This window comes from Burkholderia sp. 28_3 (assembly GCF_003253915.1).
GTDB classification, from domain to species: domain Bacteria; phylum Pseudomonadota; class Gammaproteobacteria; order Burkholderiales; family Burkholderiaceae; genus Burkholderia; species Burkholderia cenocepacia.
On record NZ_QKZF01000009.1, the window covers coordinates 1 to 19,018 of the forward strand.

The 19,018-nt window shown below is 68.9% G+C and carries 12 protein-coding genes; 8 read left to right on the plus strand and 4 right to left on the minus strand.

The features are described 5' to 3' along the window. Positions 1–17: 17 nt before the first annotated feature. Positions 18–350: a helix-turn-helix transcriptional regulator gene (locus tag DFS13_RS19810; RefSeq protein WP_012431285.1), complete on the minus strand. Its 333-nt coding sequence runs from the start codon at positions 348–350 to the stop codon at positions 18–20. 276 nt (positions 351–626) lie between these two features. Between DFS13_RS19810 and imuA the strand changes: the two genes are divergently transcribed. Genes imuA through DFS13_RS19825 form a run of 3 tightly spaced genes read left to right on the plus strand, consistent with a single transcriptional unit; the run spans position 627 to position 5,961 of the window. Continuing rightward, on the plus strand, positions 627–1,319 hold the full coding sequence (gene imuA / locus DFS13_RS19815) for a translesion DNA synthesis-associated protein ImuA (protein WP_111442035.1): 693 nt from the start codon (positions 627–629) through the stop codon (positions 1,317–1,319). Beyond that, positions 1,252–2,739: a DNA polymerase Y family protein gene (locus DFS13_RS19820; protein ID WP_048986785.1), complete on the plus strand. Its 1,488-nt coding sequence runs from the start codon at positions 1,252–1,254 to the stop codon at positions 2,737–2,739. The genes imuA and DFS13_RS19820 overlap by 68 nt, the downstream gene beginning before the upstream one ends. Positions 2,740–2,745: 6 nt before the next feature. Then, positions 2,746–5,961 (plus strand): error-prone DNA polymerase, encoded by a 3,216-nt coding sequence (locus DFS13_RS19825; protein WP_111442036.1) that lies wholly within the window; start codon positions 2,746–2,748, stop codon positions 5,959–5,961. A 189-nt stretch (positions 5,962–6,150) separates the two neighbouring features. Here DFS13_RS19825 and DFS13_RS19830 read toward each other — a convergent pair whose 3' ends face one another. The 3 genes from DFS13_RS19830 to DFS13_RS19840 are packed head-to-tail and all read right to left on the minus strand — an operon-like array spanning position 6,151 to position 12,034. Further along, the gene (locus DFS13_RS19830) at positions 6,151–7,602 is read right to left on the minus strand and encodes a short-chain fatty acid transporter (protein WP_111442077.1); all 1,452 of its coding nucleotides are present in this window, start codon (positions 7,600–7,602) and stop codon (positions 6,151–6,153) included. 25 nt (positions 7,603–7,627) lie between these two features. Next, positions 7,628–8,563 carry an ornithine cyclodeaminase family protein gene (locus DFS13_RS19835; protein ID WP_006487025.1) on the minus strand — a complete coding sequence of 312 codons (936 nt, stop codon included), beginning with the start codon at positions 8,561–8,563 and terminating at the stop codon, positions 7,628–7,630. Positions 8,564–8,587: 24 nt separating this feature from the next. Continuing rightward, on the minus strand, positions 8,588–12,034 hold the full coding sequence (locus tag DFS13_RS19840) for a molybdopterin-dependent oxidoreductase (RefSeq protein ID WP_111442037.1): 3,447 nt from the start codon (positions 12,032–12,034) through the stop codon (positions 8,588–8,590). 183 nt (positions 12,035–12,217) lie between these two features. On the opposite strand from DFS13_RS19840, the gene DFS13_RS19845 reads away from it, so the two are divergent. The 5 genes from DFS13_RS19845 (at position 12,218) to ptsP (ending at position 18,977) form a co-directional block, all read left to right on the plus strand. Continuing rightward, entirely contained in the window at positions 12,218–13,129 is a 912-nt protein-coding gene (locus tag DFS13_RS19845) for a LysR family transcriptional regulator (protein WP_006487039.1), read from the plus strand. A 301-nt stretch (positions 13,130–13,430) separates the two neighbouring features. Further along, positions 13,431–14,165 (plus strand): GntR family transcriptional regulator, encoded by a 735-nt coding sequence (locus DFS13_RS19850; RefSeq protein ID WP_006487014.1) that lies wholly within the window; start codon positions 13,431–13,433, stop codon positions 14,163–14,165. Between the two features lie 86 nt (positions 14,166–14,251). Continuing rightward, positions 14,252–15,355, plus strand: coding sequence for an N-acetylglucosamine-6-phosphate deacetylase (nagA, locus tag DFS13_RS19855; protein ID WP_012492393.1), 1,104 nt, complete (start codon positions 14,252–14,254; stop codon positions 15,353–15,355). After that, positions 15,348–16,379: an SIS domain-containing protein gene (locus DFS13_RS19860; RefSeq protein ID WP_006499033.1), complete on the plus strand. Its 1,032-nt coding sequence runs from the start codon at positions 15,348–15,350 to the stop codon at positions 16,377–16,379. The genes nagA and DFS13_RS19860 overlap by 8 nt, the downstream gene beginning before the upstream one ends. A gap of 15 nt (positions 16,380–16,394) precedes the next feature. Then, the gene (ptsP, locus tag DFS13_RS19865) at positions 16,395–18,977 is read left to right on the plus strand and encodes a phosphoenolpyruvate--protein phosphotransferase (RefSeq protein WP_069353459.1); all 2,583 of its coding nucleotides are present in this window, start codon (positions 16,395–16,397) and stop codon (positions 18,975–18,977) included. Positions 18,978–19,018 lie beyond the last annotated feature (41 nt).

The following is a 19,018-nucleotide window of genomic DNA, read 5'->3' on the forward strand; positions in this document are numbered from 1 at the left end:
GTGGATGTGCATGCGTTTCATGATTTAGCTCCTTGGCACTGCGACACAGCTTGAACGGAACAGTCAGCGCCCGCACAGCAGTTCTCGGTCAGAAACCCGAGCAGTGCGTTCATCGCATCGAAGTTGGCTGAATAGAAGATGAACCGTCCCTTCTGCTCGCTGTTGACGAGGCCCGCATGCGACAGGTCTTTAAGGTGGAACGACAAGCCAGACGGCGAGAGGCCAAGCTGCTGAGCAATCTCACCAGCCGGCATGCCTTCGGGGCCCGCGACAACCAGTGCGCGGAAGATCGCCAGGCGCGATTCATGAGCGAGCGCGCCGAGCGCGCGTACAACGAGGTTCGAGTCCATGGCGGCATCATAGACCTGTCGATTCAAAGATTCAAGTAATCTTGAAACGATGCGGCCACGGTGTTTGATGGTCAATTAGGGACGGTAGATAGCGAGTGGAGGGAAGAAAGTTGAACCCGCCCTCCAACCCTCAAACTCGAAATCTTGGGCTAGAATACCTGTATATTTATACAGTACTCCTGGAGCCAGATCGTGGGTCGGCCTGTCTTAGCCGCACAGCAGTTACGCACGCCCGAGGAACGGGCGCGCTCCCTCGATGCTGCGCTCGACAGAAATATGTATTCGGAGTCGGGGGGAATAACCCTTTGGCGCGGCTCGCAGCTCGCGCGCGGCGGCCCGCGCACGATCGACACGGGCTTCGCGCCGCTGTCGGCCGAGCTGCCGGGCGGCGGCTGGCCGGTCGGCGGCCTCGTCGAACTGCTGGCCGCGCAGCCGGGCTGCGGCGAGATGCGACTGCTCGCGCCGGCGCTTGCCCGCACCGTCAGCGTCCGGCGGCCGCTCGCGCTCGTCGCGCCGCCGCAGTCGCCGCATGCCACCGCGCTCGCCAGTCTCGGCGTGCCGGCCGACACGCTGCTGTGGCTGCGCGCCGGTAGCCGTACCGATGCGTTGTGGGCCGCCGAGCAGGCGCTCAAGACCGGCTGTTGCGGCGCGCTGCTGCTCTGGCAGGACGCGCGGCCCGATGCGCTGCGGCGCCTGCATCTCGCGGCCGCGCGCACGGGCGACACGCTGTTCGTGATGCTGCGTCCGCTGTCGGCCGCGCGGCAGCCGTCGCCGGCCGTGCTGCGCGTCGCGCTGTATCCGGTGCCGGGCGGCGTGTCGCTCGACATCGTCAAGCGTCGCGGGCCCGCGCGCAGCGAGCCGCTCGTGCTCGATTTGCCGTCGCCCATCGTGGAGAGCCGCTATGCGCGTCTTGCTCGGCATCCATCTGCCGCGCCTGCCGCTCGACGTGTGCGCCCCGCCGCCGTCTGACGCGGCGGCCGGCGAGGCCGGCTGCGCGGTGCTCGAGCAGGGCGTCGTGCTGATCGCCGACGCGGCCGCGCGCCGGCAGGGCGTGCGCGCGGGCATGAAGCGCGGCGGCGTGCTCACGCTCGCGCCCGATACGCAACTCGTCGAACGCGATCCCGCGCGCGAAGCCGATGCGCTGCGCGCGGTCGCGCTCGCGTTGCTGCGTTTCTCGCCGTGCGTCGCGCTCGACGACGAAGCCACGCTGATCGTCGACGTCGGCCCGAGCCTGCGCCTGTTCGGCGGCCTGCCGTCGCTGTGCCGCCAGGTGTGCGCGACGCTCGCGACGCTCGGCTACGCGGCGCGCCTGTCCGCCGCGCCGACCGGGCGCGGTGCATGGCTGCTCGCGCGCACGTCGGCCCGCGCACGCAGCCGGCGCCGCGTCGCACGCCAGGCCTCGCTCGTCCGCACGCTCGACCGGCTGCCGTGCGTGCTGTTGCCCGATGCGCGTCCGTATGCGGGCTGGTTCGACGGTCTCGGCTGCCGCACGCTCGCCGATCTGCGCCGCCTGCCGCGCGCAGGGCTGCAGCGACGCTGCGGTCCCGCGTTGCTGGCCGCGCTCGATCGTGCGTACGGCGAAGCGGTCGAGCCGCTGGCGTGGATGGCGGTGCCGCCCGTGTTCGACGTGCGGCTCGAGTTGCCGGAGCGCGTCGAATACGCGGAAGCCGTGCTGTTCGCCGCGCGGCGGCTCGTCGTGCAGCTGTGCGGCTGGCTGGCCGCGCGGCACCTGTCGCTCGCCGCGATGACGTTCGATCTCGAGCACGAACGCGGCCGCCAGGCCGTGCCGCCGACCCCGCTCGCGCTCGCGTTCGCCGCCCCCGTGCGCGACGAGGGGCATTTCATGCGGCTGCTCGGCGAGCGGCTCGCGCGCGTCGAGCTGCCGGCCGCGGTGATCGCGGTGCGTCTGAAGGCCACGCGCGTCGAATCGGTCGCGCCGCCGGCCGACGATCTTTTTCCCGAGCCGGGCGGTACGCGGGAAACCCGCGAGCGGTTGCTCGAGTTGCTGGTCGCGCGGCTCGGCGCGGAGAACGTGCTGCGCGCGGCGCCCGTCGCCGATCATCGGCCCGAAGCCGCGAACCGCTGGTTGCCGCTCGATGCGCAGGCGGGCAAGCCGGCCGGCGGGCCGCCGGCCGTGCCGCCGCGCCCCGCGTGGTTGCTGGCCGAACCGCTGCCGTTGCTGATGCGTGGCGAGCGGCCGGTATTCCATACGCCGCTGAGGATGATGTCGTCGGCGGAGCGGATCGAGGCCGGGTGGTTCGATGGTCAGCTCGCGGCACGCGATTACCACGTCGCGCAGGACGAAGCCGGTGCGTGCTATTGGGTGTTCAGGGAACGAGCGGGGAGCGAGTCCGAACCGCACTGGTTCCTGCACGGCCTGTTCGGGTGAACGAAGATGATGGCGGATTTCAGCGGGCTGCCCGATTACGCGGAGTTGTTCTGCCGTTCGAACTTTTCATTCCTGCATGGCGCGTCGCATGCGGACGAACTGGTCGAGCGTGCGGTGGAACTCGGCTATCGCGGGATCGCGATCACCGACGAATGCTCGCTCGCCGGCGCGCCGCGCATGCATGTCGCGGCGAAGGCGAACGGATTGCCGCTCGTCATCGGTTCGTATTTCGACGTCACGCCGGATGACGTCGCGCCCGGCCACGACCCGGGCCCCGGTGCGTTCGGGCTCGTGCTGCTCGCGCAGAACCGCGAAGGGTACGGCAATCTTTCCGAGTTGATTTCGTGGCGGCGGATGGCATCGTCGAAGGGCACTTACCAGCTGACGTCGCGGATGCTGTCGGCGCCGCCGGCGGAGTTTGCCCACTTGCGCGGCATGCCCGACTGCTTCGCGATTCTCGTGCCGACGTACCCGGTGCGGGCGGACGTGCTCGATGCGCAGGTCGCGTGGTTTCGCGCGATGTTCGGCGAGCGGGCGCGGCTCGGGCTCGTGCAGTTGCAGCGCGCGCTGGACGGCGCGCAGCGCGACGAGATTCGCGAGGCCGGCAAACGGCGCGGCGTGCGACTCGTCGCGCTGGGCGACGTGACGATGCACGTGCGCTCGTGCAAGCCGCTGCAGGACGTGATGACGGCGATTCGCGTCGGGATGCCGGTCTCCGAATGCGGGTACGCGCTCGCGCCGAATGCGGAGCAGCATCTGCGTTCGCGCGGGCGGATCGCGAAGTTGTTTTCGTCGGCCGAGATCGCGGAGACGTGCGCGATGTTCGATGCATGCGATTTCGGACTCGACTCGCTGCGTTACGAGTATCCCGACGAGATCGTGCCGGCGGGACTGACGCCGACGCGCTATCTGGAACAGGAAACCTTCGCCGGAGCGGCGGTGCGTTATCCGCAGGGCATTCCGGAGAAGGTCGACAAGCAGATCCGCCATGAACTCGACCTGATCGCCCGGCTGAGCTACGAGCCGTTCTTCCTGACCGTCTACGACATCGTCAAATACGCGCGCAGCCAGAACATCCTGTGCCAGGGCCGTGGCTCGGCCGCGAACTCGGTCGTCTGTTATTGCCTCGGCATCACCGAAGTGAATCCCGAGCAAAGCACGATGCTGTTCGAGCGTTTCATCAGCGAGGAACGCGGCGAGCCGCCGGATATCGACGTCGACTTCGAGCATCAGCGCCGCGAAGAAGTGATCCAGCACATCTACGCAAAATACGGCAAGGATCGCGCCGCGCTCGCGGCCGCCGTTTCGACGTATCGTCCGCGCGGCGTGCTGCGCGAAACCGGCAAGGCGCTCGGCGTCGATCCGATGCTGGTCGATCGCGTCGCAAAGGGGCATCGCTGGTTCGACGGCAGTCGCGATCTGCTGCGGCAATTCGCGTCGACCGGGCTCGATCCCGAAACGCCGCTGATTCGCACATGGGCCGAACTGGCCGGGCGCTTGCTCAACTTTCCGCGCCACCTGTCGCAGCATTCGGGCGGCTTCGTGATCAGCCGCGGCAAGCTCACGCGGCTCGTGCCGGTCGAGAACGCGGCGATGGACGGGCGGCGCGTGATCCAGTGGGACAAGGACGATCTCGAAGCGCTCGGGCTGATGAAGGTCGACGTGCTCGCGCTCGGCATGCTGTCGGCGCTGCATCGCGCGTTCGACCTGCGCACCGCGTGGCGCGGGCCAGCGAGGGACGGCGAACCGTTCACGCTGAAACACATTCCGCAGGACGACAAAGCAACTTACGACATGATCTGTCGCGCCGATACGGTCGGCGTGTTCCAGATCGAATCGCGTGCGCAGATGTCGATGCTGCCGCGGCTGAAGCCGCGCAACTACTACGATCTCGTCGTTCAGGTATCGATCGTGCGGCCCGGTCCGATTCAAGGCGGCGCCGTGCATCCGTATTTGCAGCGGCGCAGGATCGTGGCCGGTGAAGAGGAGGGCGAGGTCACGTATCCGAGCGACGCGCTCAAGGAAGTGCTCGTTCGTACGCTGGGTGTGCCGATCTTCCAGGAACAGGTGATGCAGATTGCGATCGTCGCCGCGGGTTTTACACCTGGCGAAGCGGATGACTTGCGTCGTGCGATGGCCGCGTGGAAGCGCAAGGGCAATCTCGAGAAATATCAGGACAAGATCATCAGCGGCATGCTCGAACGCAACTACACACGCGAATTCGCCGAACAGATCTTCGAGCAGATCAAAGGCTTCGGCGAATACGGGTTCCCCGAAAGCCACGCCGCGAGCTTCGCGAAACTCGCGTACGCGAGCAGCTGGCTCAAATGCCACGAACCCGCGATCTTTCTCGCCGCGCTGCTGAACAGCCAGCCGATGGGGTTCTACCCGCCGTCGCAACTCGTGCAGGACGCGAAGCGTCACCGCGTGAAGGTGCTGCCGATCGACGTGACGCAAAGCACCTGGGAAGCCGCGCTCGAAGCGTTGCCCGACCAGCCGCCGCCGCACGGTCAGCCGGCCGTGCGGCTCGGCCTGTCGCTCGTGCGCGGCCTGAGCGAAGCCGCCGCGCGGCGCATCGAAGCCGCACGCGCCGCCGGCCCGTTCGACAACGTCGACACCCTCGCGCGCCGCGCGCAACTCGAACGTCGCGATCTCGAGGCGCTCGCCGCCGCGAATGCGCTCGCGACGCTCGCCGGCCATCGTCGCGATGCGTTGTGGCAGGCCGTCGCCGCGGCGCCGGAGCGCGACCTGCTCGCCGCCGCGCCGATCGACGAGGTGGAGCAACCTGCGCTCGGCGCGCCGTCGGAAGCCGACGACATCCTCGCCGACTATCACACCACCGGCCTCACGCTGAACCGCCATCCGGTCGCGTTGCTGCGGCCGGCCTTGCGCGCGCAGCGGCTGTCGTCGGCGGCCGAGTTGCGCGACCGTCCCGACGGCCGGCTCGCACGCGCATGCGGGCTCGTGATCGCCCGGCAGATGCCGGGCACCGCGAAGGGCGTGATGTTCATGACGCTCGAGGACGAAACGGGCTGCGTGAACGTGATCGTCCGGCCCGAGCTGCTCGCGCGGCAGCGCCGCGAAACACTCGATTCGCGGCTGCTCGCGGCGTCCGGCGTGTGGCAGGTCGTGAGCGACGTGCGGCACCTCGTCGCGCAGCATTTCGAGGATCTGACGCCGTTGCTCGGTGGCCTGCGCACGTCGAGCCGGGAATTCCACTAAGGCCGGCATGCAGCGCCGGCACGACGGGTACGATGCCGCACGGCACGGCACGGCACGGCACGGCACGGCACGGCACGGCACGGCACGGCACGGCACGGCACCGCCGCCGCCGCCGCCGCCGCCGTCACCGTCACCGTCACCGCCGCCGCACCACCACCACCCAAGACCGCAAGCCGCCCCCCATACCCGTTACGGCATCACCGGCGGATGGTAAGCGAGCGTACCGGCGAGCGCCCACAGCATGAAGATCACGAGCGGCAGGTGAACGACCAGTTGCGTGAACGTGAAGCCGACGATGTCGCGGGCACGCAACCCGAGCACGCCGAGCAGCGGCAGCATCCAGAACGGATTGATCAGGTTCGGCAATGCCTCGGCCGCGTTGTAGACCGTCACGGCCCAGCCCAGATGAACCTGCAGCAGTTTGGCCGCCTCGATCACGTACGGCGCCTCGATGATCCACTTGCCGCCGCCGGACGGCACGAAGAACCCGAGCACGGCCGAATACACGCCCATCACCGCGGGGAACGACGCATGCGACGACAGCGCGACGAAGAAGTGGGCGAGGTGATCGGACAGCGGCAGTCCGGTGGGCGCGGCCGCCTTGGTCAGGATGTACGCGATCCCGCCGTACAGCGGAAACTGGATCAGCACGCCCGCGACCGACGGCACCGAACGCGCGACGGCATTGAGGAAGCGCCGCGGTCGCCAGTTGAGCAGCATGCCCAGCAGCAGGAACAGGAAGTTGTACGTGTTCAGGTTCGAGATCGCGATCAGCGGATTTTTCGTCGTGAACTCGTGCCACGCCCAGATTGCACCGATCGCCACGATCACGATGGTGACGAGCGGACTGTATTCGAGCCAGTCGCCCGGGCGGCTCGGGCGGGCGAGCGCGGCATGGCTCTCGTCGAGCGCAATGCCGAGTTCCGTCGCGGTCTTCGCCCGCGCGTCGTTCGGCGCGGACAGATACGCGATCAGCAGCGACGCGACGGTCAGCACCGCGGCCATCAGCATCGACTGCGGGAGAAAGATCGTCTCGGTGAACGGGATGACGCCGGAGATCGCGAGCAGCGCCTTGGGCAGGCTGTCCGGATTCGCCTGCAATTGCGACGCGGATGAACTCAAACCCAGCGCCCACGTCGCACCCATGCCGAGATAAGCGGCCGCGCCGGCCGCGCGGTAATCCATCCGCAGATCGGTGCGGCGCGCGAGCGCACGCACCAGCAGGCCGCTGAAGATCAGGCTGATCGCCCAGTTGAACAACGACGCGACGATGCTGACGAGCGCGACGAACGTCACCGCGGCGCGCCCGGACGCGGGCACGCGCGCGAGCGCATCGATCAGCCTCGACGCGGGCGGCGACACCGCGACGACATAACCCGAGATCGCGACGATCGCCATCTGCATCGTGAACGGGATGAGGCTCCAGAAGCCGTCGCCGAACGCCACGCCGATCCGCGCGACCGGCGCCCCGGCCGTCAGCGCGCCCGCCGCCACGATGATCACCGCGAGCGCGGCGAAGATATAGGCGTCCGGAAACCACTTCTCCGACCAGCGCGCCATGCCCGCGGCCATCCGTTCCAGCACGCGTTCGCGGTCCGCCGCCGGCGCGTCGCCGCGCTGCACGTCCATCAGCTCTTTCATCTCGATCTCCTTGCCCGTCACGGGTTCAATTCGTTTTTTCATGGATTTGAATGGCCGCGGCCAGATCCTCCAGCGCGGTGCCGACGGCCTTGAACACGGTGCGCTGCAGGTCGTTCGTCCGGCCCCGCGCGTCGCCCCGGCAAAGCGCCGTCAGCGTCCGACCCAGGTGGTCGGGCGCAATGACGTTGCGCGCCAGCGGGCCCAGCAGGTCGCCGGACTTTTGCGCGGCCTCGTCCGTGTCGACGTAAATCTCCGCGTGCCGGAAGCAGTCGTCGTCCGCTTCGCGCATGCGCGGCGTGAAGCTGCCGATCAGGTCCAGATGCGAGCCCGGTGCGAGCCACTCGCCGCGGACGATCGGCTCCGTCGCGAGCGTCGCGCAGGCGACGACGTCGGCGCGCCGGACGCTGTCCTCGAGATGCGTGACGGGCGCCGCGTCGAAACCGTCGCGGGTCAGCCGGTCGACCAGGCGCGCCACCGCTGCGGGGTCCTTGTCCCAGACCTCGACGTGCGAGATCGGCAACTGGCTGCGATACGCGAGCGGCACGAGGCTGCCGACCCGGCCGGCGCCCAGCAGCACGATGCGCGATGCGTCCGGCCGGGCCAGGTAGGTGGCGGCCAGCGCCGACGCCGCCGCGGTGCGGCGCGACGTGATTTCGTTGCCGTCCAGTTGCGCGAGCGGGCGACCCGTCCGCCCGTCGTAGAGCACGTAGGTCGAATGCAAGCCGGGCAGGCCGTGTTCCGCATTGCCGGGGAAGATGTTGACCGTCTTGATGCCCAGATAGCCGTGGTCCTGCCACGCGGGCATGACGAGTACCGTGCCTTCGTCCGTGCTGCCGGCATTGACGACGTGCGAATGTCGCAGCGGCACGTGGCAGCCGTCGACGAACGCTTGCCGCAGGCGGGCGACCAGCGATTCGAAATCCAGCGCGTCGCGGGTCGCGACGGCGTCGAAATGTTTCATGGTGAACCTTTCCTCGAATGGGGTTTATGCGTCGATGCTGATGTCGGTTGCCGGAATGGCCTGGCAGGCGAGGCACAGGTCGGCTTCGTCCGGCCCCTGTCCGCTCGGATGCGAGACTTCGCCCGAGACGACCTTGACCGCGCAGCTCTCGCACTGTCCGACCCGGCAACCGCTCGGCAACGCGATGCCGAGGCTTTCCGCGAACGACAGCAGGCTGCCGTCGCCGGGTGTCCAGGTGGCCGTGCGGCGCGACCGCGTGAACTGCACCGCGTATCGCTTCGACGGGTCGAGCGTCGGCCGGGACGGTGACCGGAACGCTTCCTTGAAGATGTCGAAGGGCGGGACGCCGCGCGCGATCAGGCCCGCCGTGATCGCCTCCATCATCGGTTCGGGGCCGCACAGATAAAACCGCGCACGCCGCCGGATCAGGTCGTCGGCGACCACGTCGGCCGACAGGTAGCCGTGCAGCTGAAAGTCGCGCCCCGGTATCTCGTCGCCCGGCTGGTTGTAGCAATTGACGACGTCGAGCGTCGGCAGGCGCTGCTTCAACGTCTCGATGCGGTCGCGGAACGCGTGCGTCCTGCTGTTCAGGTTCGCATAGAAGAGCCGCGATTCCGGTGCGCGGTCCGCCAGATCACGAATCGATTCGAGGTACGAAATGAACGGCGTGATGCCGATGCCGCCCGCGAACATCACGACGGGTTGGCGCGATGCCGGCGGCACGACGAACGTGCCGCCGGGCGCACCGAGCAACACCGGGTCGCCGACCTTGAGCACGCCGTGAATGTAGGACGACATCGCACCTTCGAACGCGGCGCCGTCGCGCGTCTGACCCTTCTGGTGCCGCACCGAGATCGCGTAACTGCGGCGATCGTCCTCGTGCGCGGCGCCCGTCAGCGAATAGGCGCGTGTCGTCCCGCCGTCGCCGAGCGACGGGATATGCAGCGTCACGTGCTGACCGGGCAAATAGTCCGGCAGCGCGCCGCCGTCCGCGGCCCGAAACGTGACGGTGCGCACGCCGCTCGCTTCTTCGCGGATCGCGGACACGACGAAATCGCGCAGCCCTTTCCATGCGCGGCGCGCCGGATCGACCGACGGATCGCGCCGGATGCGGCAGCGCACGGAGCGCAGCGGCGACGAGCCGCTGACCGGATCGAGTCGTGTCGCCGACACGAGCTGGTTGAAATTGCTGTTGTCGCGGCCGCCCGCGGCGAGCGCATCGAGGCCGACCTCGTCGCACGCCTGCCACCAGCCGTACTCGGCCACGATCACGTTGCGCGCCAGTTCCGGGACGACGCGCGCCTTGAAGCGCGCCGAACCGTTGGTCGTTTCGATCACGCACCAGTCGCCGTCGACGATGCCGTGCTCCGCCGCGAGTGCGTCGTTGAGTTCCGCCATCGGGTACGGCGCGCGGCGACGCAGGCTCGGCAGGCCGCGATGCTGGCTGTGGCAGTAGTACCCGTTCTTCATCGACGTCAACGTGCACGGAAAGCGGCGGCGGTTGTCCGCGCGCGCATCGTCGCCATGCTGCGGCGGCTCGTACTGCGGGACCGGCGGATAGCCGTGACGATGCAACTTCTCGGAATACAGTTCGACGCGCAGCGTCTCCGTGTTGAAACCGCGAACGCCGTCGGGCGTCGCCGCCGCGTATTGCCGCTCGCGTTGCGGCAACGGCCGGTAGAGGCCTTCCGGATGCGCGCGCAGCGACGCGACGTCCAGCCCGAGCGGTTCGAGCACGTGATTCCAGCCGGCCTCGATGCTGCCGCCGAAGAATGCGTCCTGCATGCCGAGCCGCACGGCCAGGTCGAAGACGATGTCGTAGTCGGCGCGGCTCTCGCCTCGCGGCGGCACCATGCGCTGTCGCAACTGAACCAGTTCGACCGCGCGCTCGTCGATCTCGAAGCCGAGCCGCAGCCCTTCGCGTTCCCACGGCGTGTTCACCGGGAGCAGGATGTCCGCATAGCGTGACGACGGCGTCTCGAAGAGATCGCAGTGGACATGAAAGTCGAGCGCGCAGAGCGCCTCGTGCGCGAGGCCGCCATCCGCCTGCGACATCACCATGTTCGTGCCGAACGCGAACAGCGCGCGCACGCGGTAGGGTTCGCCGTCGAGGATCGCGCGATAGACGTCGCGTGCCGTGACCCAGCCTTGCGCGGGCGGGCCGAGCGGCCGCTCCGCGAGGCCGAGCGCTTTCGCGCGTTGCTGCGGGCTCAGCATCGCGTAGCTGCTGACCGCGTTGGCCGGCTGCTTCGTCCATTCGCGGTTCGAGCCGCGCGTGTCGAACGCCCCCGTCAACGCATACAACGTCGCGATGGCGCGCTCGGTCTGCGTGGCATTGGTGTGCATGCCGACGCCCGACCATGCGTGATAGGCGATCGCCTGGTGCGGGCGCAGCATGGCGGCGGCCTTCACGATGTCGGCTGCGGCGACGCCGGTGAGCGCGGCCGCCTGTTCCGGCGTATAGGCGTCGAGCGCCTTCGCATAGAGGTCGAAGGCCGGCGTGCAGTCCACCTCCACGCAGCGGCCGGCCGCATCGCGGATCGCCACGCGACGCACGCCGGTCGTCAACAGGTCGGCGGACCGCGTCGCGGATTCCTCGCCGGCGCATTCCAGCCGCTCGAGCGTCGCGTTCCAGACCACGTAGCGGTTGCCGGACGCCTCGCCGTCGAGATCCCGCTCGCGCAGGAACCGCCCGGTGTCGGCCCGCACGAGCAACGGGCCGTTGGTCCATTCGCGCACGAATGCGTCGTCGACGTTGCCGGTCGCGATCATCTGCCGCGCGATCGCCATCGCGAGCGCGCCGTCGGTGCCGGGCTGCACGCGCAGCCACAGATCGGCCTCCCGCGCGAGCGCGGTCGGCCGCGGATCGACGACGATCAGCCTGGCGCCGTTGCGGCGGCCTTTCGCGATCGCGTCGGCCTGCGCGAGCCAGGTGTTGGCGGGGTTGTTGCCCCACAGCACGATGAGCTCGGCATGCCGGTAATCCGCGACGGGAATGCCGCAGCCGAACGTGAACGCATGCGCGCTGTCCTTGTGCCAGTTGCAGATCTCGGTCGCGTAGCAAATATTCGGGCTCCCGAACAACCAGACGAATCGCTCGACCCAGTCGATGCTGTCGCTCATCGGCGTGCCGCTGGGCGTGGTCACGCCGAACGCGACCGATTCGGCGCCGTTTTCCCGCTTGAAATACGCGAGACGCCCGGCGATCTCGGCCAGCGCTTCGTCCCAGCCGATGCGTTGCCAGCCGGGGTCGGCGGCACCCTTCGGACGCGTGCGCCGCATCGGGTACAGCACGCGGGTCGGGCTATGCACGAGTTCCGGCGCCGCTTTCCCCTTCATGCACATCGCGTGGCCGGTCGGGTGCGTATCGTCGGGCCGGACCTTGATCATCATGTCGCCACGCACGACGTTGATCGTGCCGCATCGCGACCGGCACAACGTGCAATAGCCCTTCTTTTCCTGCGTCTCCATCGCCTGGCACCGTCCGCTTCATGTTTGCGACTATGCTAGGAAGCCGCGGCGGCCATGACAAATTCATCCTTTCGATGGTCCGGTATATATTGAATCAATATCGCGTCCATCGATCTGCGGTACTGTTCGGGCCTTCGAGGCAGTGCTGATTCGGAGCTGCCCGGCCTTCCCGGACCTTTTCCCGTGAACACGCACATCACCCTGCGCCAGATCGAATACTTCGTGTCGGTTGCCGACACGGGGCAGATTTCGAAGTCGGCCAATCTCTGTTCGGTGTCGCAATCGTCGATGACGATCGCGTTGAAGAACCTCGAGGAGGCGGTCGGCGTCACGCTGCTGCTGCGTCATCCGAAAGGCGTGCGCCTGACCCCGGCCGGCGAGCGGTTCCTGCGTCACGTGCAGCACGCGACGACGTCGATCGATCGCGCGGTCGCGGCCGCGCAGGAGGAGCCGGAGCAGATCTCCGGACATGTCCGGATCGGGATGACCGAAACCATCTCGGCGTATCTGATGCCGGCGCTGATGTCCGCCATTTCCCGGCGCTTCGGCAACCTCGGCGTGAGCATCGTCGAAAGCGAACGCGAAGCGATCGAGACGATGCTGGTCGACGATCGCCTCGATATCGCGCTGCTGCTGGTGTCGAATACCGCGGAAGTCGCCGACCTCAAATACGAGACGATTCTGCGCTCGCCGCGCCGGCTGTGGACCCATCCGGCGCATCCACTGCAGGACGCCCATCGCGTGACCCTCGAGGACGTCGCGCGCGAGAACTATCTGCTGCTCGACATGGACGAGCACCTGCGCACCGTCGGCAAGTACTGGGGCAGCTACGGCATCGCGCCGAACGTCTGGATGCAGAGCAAGTCGATCGAAGCGGTGAGAAGCCTCGTCGCGCTCGGGCACGGGGTGACGATCCTCTCGGATCTCGTCTATCGGCCGTGGTCGCTGGAAGGTAACCGGATCAGCCGTCGCAATCTCAGCGTGACGGTGCCGACGATGGACGTCGGCGCGGTGTGGCGGCGGGGCGGCGCGACGTCGACGCCGTGCCGCGCGCTGCTGGAGCTGTTCCGGTCGTGGAGAAAGACGGCCGGGTAGGGCATCGGCCCGCCGCGTGATGCATACCAGTCGCCCCAAGTGGTTCTATCCTGGTCTGCTCCCGCCCTCCAAAAACGCGGTAAATCCGCCCATCGAACTGTCCCCCTGCATACCACTTCGGGTAAATCCCTATCCCGCACTGCGTTGTAAACAAAGGCCTTGCCGGTACTAAAACGCTTGCCGCGCAAGGCTTTCGGCGATTTCCGCGGCGCTAATACCAGTTCGTTGACTGGTATTATTGTGGTTATATAATGCGTTCACTTTCGACGGTCGGAGATCGTCGTCCGACACGCGGAGGCACATGGAAACCGGCTGGGCCGAACTGGCGCCCGATCCCCTCGACGATACGCCGCTCTATCTGCAGCTCGCCCGCAATCTGGCGAGCGCGATCCACGCGGGCGCGTGGCAGGCCGGCGAGGCGCTGCCGTCGGAGCGGCTGCTGTCGGTGTCGGTCGGCGTGTCGCGGATCACCGCGCGTCGCGCCCTCGCGCTGCTGGTCGAGCAGGGCCTGATCAAGCGGGCGCGCGGCGCGGGCAGCTTCATCACGCCGCGCGTTGCCGATCCGCTGTCGCGCCTCGTCGGCTTCACCGCGAAGATGCGCCAGCGCGGCTTCGTGCCCGATTCGGTGTGGCTGTCGCGCACGCTGCGCACCGCGAGCCGCGACGAGCTCACGCATCTCGGCCTCGCGCCCGGCGCGACGGTGGCGCGGCTCGAACGGCTGCGCCGCGCGGACGGCATCGTGATGGCGGTCGAGCATTCGACGCTGCCCGCGGCGGTGGTGCCCGATCCGCAGGTGCTCGGTGCATCGCTGTACGAATACCTGGAGGCGCGCGGCATGACCGTCGTGCGCGCGCTGCAGCACTTTCGCGCGGCGAACGCGACGCACGCGATCGCGAAATGGATGGCGGTGAAGCCGGGCTCGGCGCTGCTGGTGATCACGCGGATCGGCTACGGTGTCGACCAGCGCGCGATCGAAATGAGCGAAACGTATTGCCGCGACGACTATTACGACTTCGTCGCCGAACTGAAACGCTGACGCGCGAGACTGCCCGCGCAGCACATGCAACGGATTTGCAAATCACGACGCGGATGCCCGCGTCACCAGATCATCAAGAGAACGTCATGCTGACTGGAAACATCCTCACCCCCGACGGCTGGATTCACGGTTCGCTCGATAGCGAGAACGGCCGCATCACCACGCTCGACGGCGCGCCCGTCGATCCCGCGAAGAACGACGCGCCGTACATCCTGCCCGGCTTCATCGACCTGCACGTGCATGGCGGCGGCGGCGCCGACGTGATGGAAGGCGGCGACGCGATCGAAACGATCGTCCGCACGCATGCGCAATTCGGCACGACGAGCCTGCTCGCGACGACGATGACCGCGCCGCGCGACGAACTGATGGAAGTCGTCGCGAATCTCGGCACCGCCGCGCGGGCCCGCACGCCGGGCGGCGCCCGCGTGCTCGGCGTGCATCTCGAAGGGCCGTACATCAACCCCGGCAAGCTCGGCGCGCAGCCCGACGCGGCCGTGTCGGCCGTGCTCGACGAGGTGCTGAAGTACCTGTCGATCGCGCCGATCCGCGTCGTCACGCTCGCGCCGGAAATCGCGGGCCACATCGAGATCATCGGCGAGATGGCCGCGCGCGGCGTGCGCGTGCAGCTCGGCCACTCGCTCGCGACCTACGACGACGCGGTCGCCGCGCTCAAGCACGGCGCATGCGGTTTCACGCACCTGTTCAACGCGATGTCGCCGCTGCATCACCGCAACCCGGGCCTCGTCGGCGCGGCGCTCGCGCATGCCGAATACGCGGAAATCATCCCCGATCTGCTGCACGTCCACCCGGGCGCGATTCGTGCTGCGCTGCGCGCGATTCCGCGCCTGTACGTCGTGACCGACAGCACGTCCGCCACCGGCATGCCCGACGGCGAATACCGGCTTGGCAGCCAGCACGTGACGAAGTGCCTCGGCGGCGTGCGGCTCGCCGACGGCACGCTCGCCGGCAGCACGCTGACGATGGACCAGGCGCTGCGCAACCTCGTGTCGCTCGGCCTGCCGATCGCCGACGTGTCGAACCGGATGTCGCGCTACGCGGCCGACTACCTCGGCGTGACCGATCGCGGCCGCCTCGAGCGCGGCGCATGGGCCGACCTCGCGGTGTTCGATCGCGACCTGAACCTCACCGCGACCTACGTCGAAGGAGAATCGATTGTCGAATATGCTTAAGGAAGCGCGCGAGTCCGCCCAGGTCGTCGCCGCGCAGATCGCCGACACCGCGCGCGTCGAAGCGCTCGCCGGCCAATTGCTCGATCACCCGCCGGCCGTCGCGCTGACGGTCGCGCGCGGCAGCTCGGATCACGCCGCCAGCTATTTCGCGAGCCTGACGATGAGCCGCCTCGGCGTGCCGGTCGCGTCGCTGCCGATGTCGGTCGCGACGCTGCAGCAGGCGCCGCTGAAGGTGCAGGACCAGCTCGCGATCGCGTTCTCCCAGTCGGGCAAGAGCCCCGATCTCGTCAATACGATGGCCGCGCTGCGCGAAGCCGGCGCGCGCACCGTCGCCGCCGTGAACGTGCTGCCGTCGCCGCTCGCCGATGCGTGCGAGCACCAGTTGCCGCTGCTGGCCGGCCCCGAACTGTCGGTCGCCGCGACCAAGAGCTATATCGCGATGCTGTCGCTGTCCGCGCAGATCGTCGCGTACTGGCAGCGCGACGCCGCGCTGATGACCGCGCTGCGCGGGCTGCCCGACGTGCTCGCGCAGGCCGGCCGGCTCGACTGGTCGCAAGCCGTCGCGGCGCTCGCGGGCGTCGAGCGGATGATCGTCATCGGCCGTGGTCTGGGCCTCGCGATCGCGCAGGAAGCCGCGCTGAAGCTGAAGGAAACGTCCGGCATCCAGGCCGAGGCATTCTCGAGCGCCGAAGTCCGTCACGGCCCGATGGAGCTGATCGACCGCGACTATCCGCTGCTCGTGTTCGCGCCGCCGGGGCCCGAACAGGCCGGCCTGCTGCAGCTCGCCGCGGACATGCGCGCCCGCGGCGCCGCCGTGCTGCTCGCGGCGCCGGCCGGCACGCCCGGCGTATCGACGCCCGGCGTATCGGGCACCGTGCTGCCGCTCGCGCAGTCCGCCCATTCGGCGCTCGACCCGATCGCCGCCATTCTTTCGTTCTACGTGATGGCGGCGGATCTCGCCGTCGCGCGCGGGCGCAATCCCGACACGCCGCGCCACCTGAACAAAGTCACCGAAACGCACTGATAGCCGAGAAAGCCGATGAGACGCGCCGAGGAATCCCAGTTGAAGAGCCCCACCCACGATCAGATCGTTCTGCTCAGCCCATTGACGGGGCCGATCGTCGCGCTGGCCGACGTGCCCGATCCGGTGTTCTCCGGCGGGATGTTCGGCGACGGCATCGGCATCGACCCGCTCGCGGGCCGGCTCGTCGCGCCGTGCGCGGGCGTCGTGTCGCATCTCGCGCGCACGGGCCATGCGGTCACGATCACGACACCGCAAGGCGCGGAAGTGCTGCTGCACATCGGCATCGACACCGTCGAGCTGAACGGGCAGGGCTTCATCGCGCACGTCGAAGCCGGCGCGCGTGTCGAGGCGGGCGCGCTGTTGATCGAGTTCGACCAGGACGCGGTGGCGCGCCACGCGCATTCGCTCGTGTCGGTGATCGCGATCGCGAATTCCGACGCGTTCGAGGTGGTCGAGCGCGCAAGCGGTTTCGCGACCGCCGGCGAGACGCCGTTGCTCGCGCTGCGCGGCAAGGGCGAAGCCGCCGCGCAGGCGGCGCAGGCCGGTGCTGCCGCGCAGAACGAAGTGCGCCGCGAGATCGTGCTCGCGCAGCCGGGCGGGCTGCATGCGCGGCCGGCCGCACGGGCGCGTGAAGCCGTGCGCGGGTTCGATGCGACCGTCGACGTGCTGTTCGACGGCCGCAAGGCGTCGATCGCGAGCGTCGTCGGCCTGCTCGGCCTCGGCGCCGGCGAAGGCGCGACGGTCGAACTGGTCGGGCGCGGCGCGCACGCGCAGCAGGCCGTCGATGCGGTCGAGCGCGAGCTGCTGCGCGAGGCGCACGGCGAAGTGGAAGAAAAGCCGGCGCGGCTGAAGTCGCCCGCGCCGCAAGCCATCGCACACGCACCCGGCGCGACGCTCGACCCGAACACGCTCGCCGGCGTATGCGCGGCGCCCGGCATCGCGGTTGGCACGCTGGTGCGTCTCGACGATGCGGACATCGTGCCGCCCGAGCAGGCGTCCGGCACGCCGGCCGCGGAAAGCCGCCGCCTCGACCAGGCGCTGAAGGCGGTCGACGCCGAACTCGGCGAAACGGTGCGCAACGCCTCGGCGCGCGGCGCGGTGGGCGAGGCGGGCATCTTCGCGGTGCATCGCGTGCTGCTGGAGGACCCGACGCTGGTCGACGCGGCGCGCGACCTGATCAGTCTCGGCAAGGGCGCGGGCTTCGCGTGGCGCGCGACGATCCGCACGCAGATCGACACGCTGTCGAAGCTCGACGACGCGCTGCTCGCCGAACGCGCGGCCGACCTGCGCGACATCGAGAAGCGCGTGCTGCGCGCGCTCGGCCATACGAACGGCGCCGCGCGCGCGCTGCCCGACGAGGCCGTGCTCGCGGCCGAGGAATTCACGCCGTCCGACCTGGCGTCGCTCGATCGCGAACGTGTGACCGCGCTCGTGATGGCGCGCGGCGGCGCGACGTCGCACGCGGCGATCATCGCGCGGCAGCTCGGCATCCCGGCGCTGGTGGCGGTCGGCGATGCACTGTACGCGATTCCGGACGGCACGCAGGTCGTCGTCGATGCGAGCGCGGGCCGGCTCGAACATGCCCCGACCGCGCTCGACGTCGAGCGCGCGCGGCACGAGCGCCAGCGCCTGGACGGCGTGCGCGAGGCGAACCGGCAACAGGCCGGCGAGGCGGCCGCGACGGTCGACGGTCGCGCGATCGAGGTCGCCGCGAACATCGCGACGCTCGACGACGCGAGTACCGCGGTCGACAACGGCGCGGACGCGGTCGGCCTGCTGCGCACCGAACTGATGTTCATCCATCGCCAGGCCGCGCCGACGGTGGTCGAGCATCAGCAGAGCTACCAGTCGATCGTCGACGCGCTGCAGGGCCGCACGGCGATCATCCGCACGCTCGACGTCGGCGCGGACAAGGAAGTCGACTACCTGACGCTGCCGCCCGAACCGAACCCGGCGCTCGGCCTGCGCGGCATCCGTCTCGCGCAGGTGCGCCCCGATCTGCTCGACGATCAGTTGCAGGGCCTGCTCGCGGTGAAGCCGTTCGGCGCGGTGCGCATCCTGCTGCCGATGGTGACCGACGCAGGCGAGCTCGTGCGGCTGCGCAAGCGCATCGACGAATTCGCGCGCGCGCAGGGCCGCACCGAGCCGATCGAGGTCGGCGTGATGATCGAGGTGCCGTCGGCCGCGCTGCTGGCCGACCAGCTCGCGCAGCACGCGGATTTCCTGTCGATCGGCACCAACGACCTGACCCAGTACACGCTCGCGATGGACCGCTGCCAGGCCGACCTGGCCGCGCTGTCCGACGGCCTGCATCCGGCCGTGCTGCGCCTGATCGACATCGCGGTGCGCGGCGCCGCGAAGCACGGCAAGTGGGTCGGCGTATGCGGCGCGCTCGGCGGCGATCCGCTCGCGGTGCCGGTCCTGGTGGGCCTCGGCGTGACCGAACTGTCGGTCGATCCGGTGTCGGTGCCGGGCATCAAGGCGCGTGTGCGCCGTCTCGATTACCAGTTGTGCCGTCAGCGCGCGCAGGATCTGCTCGCGCTCGACTCGGCACAGGCGGTAAGGGCAGCAAGCCGCGAGGTCTGGCCGCTCGACTGAGCGTCGACGGCAGGTTCGCGACCGGTTTCACGACGAAGGCA

Coding starts and splice junctions, on each gene's coding strand:
- DFS13_RS19810 (WP_012431285.1), bottom strand. CDS start 350: ATGGACTCGAACCTCGTTGTACGCGCGCTCGGCGCGCTCGCTCATGAA.
- DFS13_RS19840 (WP_111442037.1), bottom strand. CDS start 12,034: ATGGAGACGCAGGAAAAGAAGGGCTATTGCACGTTGTGCCGGTCGCGA.
- DFS13_RS19835 (WP_006487025.1), bottom strand. CDS start 8,563: ATGAAACATTTCGACGCCGTCGCGACCCGCGACGCGCTGGATTTCGAA.
- DFS13_RS19825 (WP_111442036.1), top strand. CDS start 2,746: ATGATGGCGGATTTCAGCGGGCTGCCCGATTACGCGGAGTTGTTCTGC.
- imuA (WP_111442035.1), top strand. CDS start 627: ATGTATTCGGAGTCGGGGGGAATAACCCTTTGGCGCGGCTCGCAGCTC.
- DFS13_RS19830 (WP_111442077.1), bottom strand. CDS start 7,602: ATGAAAGAGCTGATGGACGTGCAGCGCGGCGACGCGCCGGCGGCGGAC.
- nagA (WP_012492393.1), top strand. CDS start 14,252: ATGCTGACTGGAAACATCCTCACCCCCGACGGCTGGATTCACGGTTCG.
- DFS13_RS19850 (WP_006487014.1), top strand. CDS start 13,431: ATGGAAACCGGCTGGGCCGAACTGGCGCCCGATCCCCTCGACGATACG.
- ptsP (WP_069353459.1), top strand. CDS start 16,395: ATGAGACGCGCCGAGGAATCCCAGTTGAAGAGCCCCACCCACGATCAG.
- DFS13_RS19820 (WP_048986785.1), top strand. CDS start 1,252: ATGCGCGTCTTGCTCGGCATCCATCTGCCGCGCCTGCCGCTCGACGTG.
- DFS13_RS19860 (WP_006499033.1), top strand. CDS start 15,348: ATGCTTAAGGAAGCGCGCGAGTCCGCCCAGGTCGTCGCCGCGCAGATC.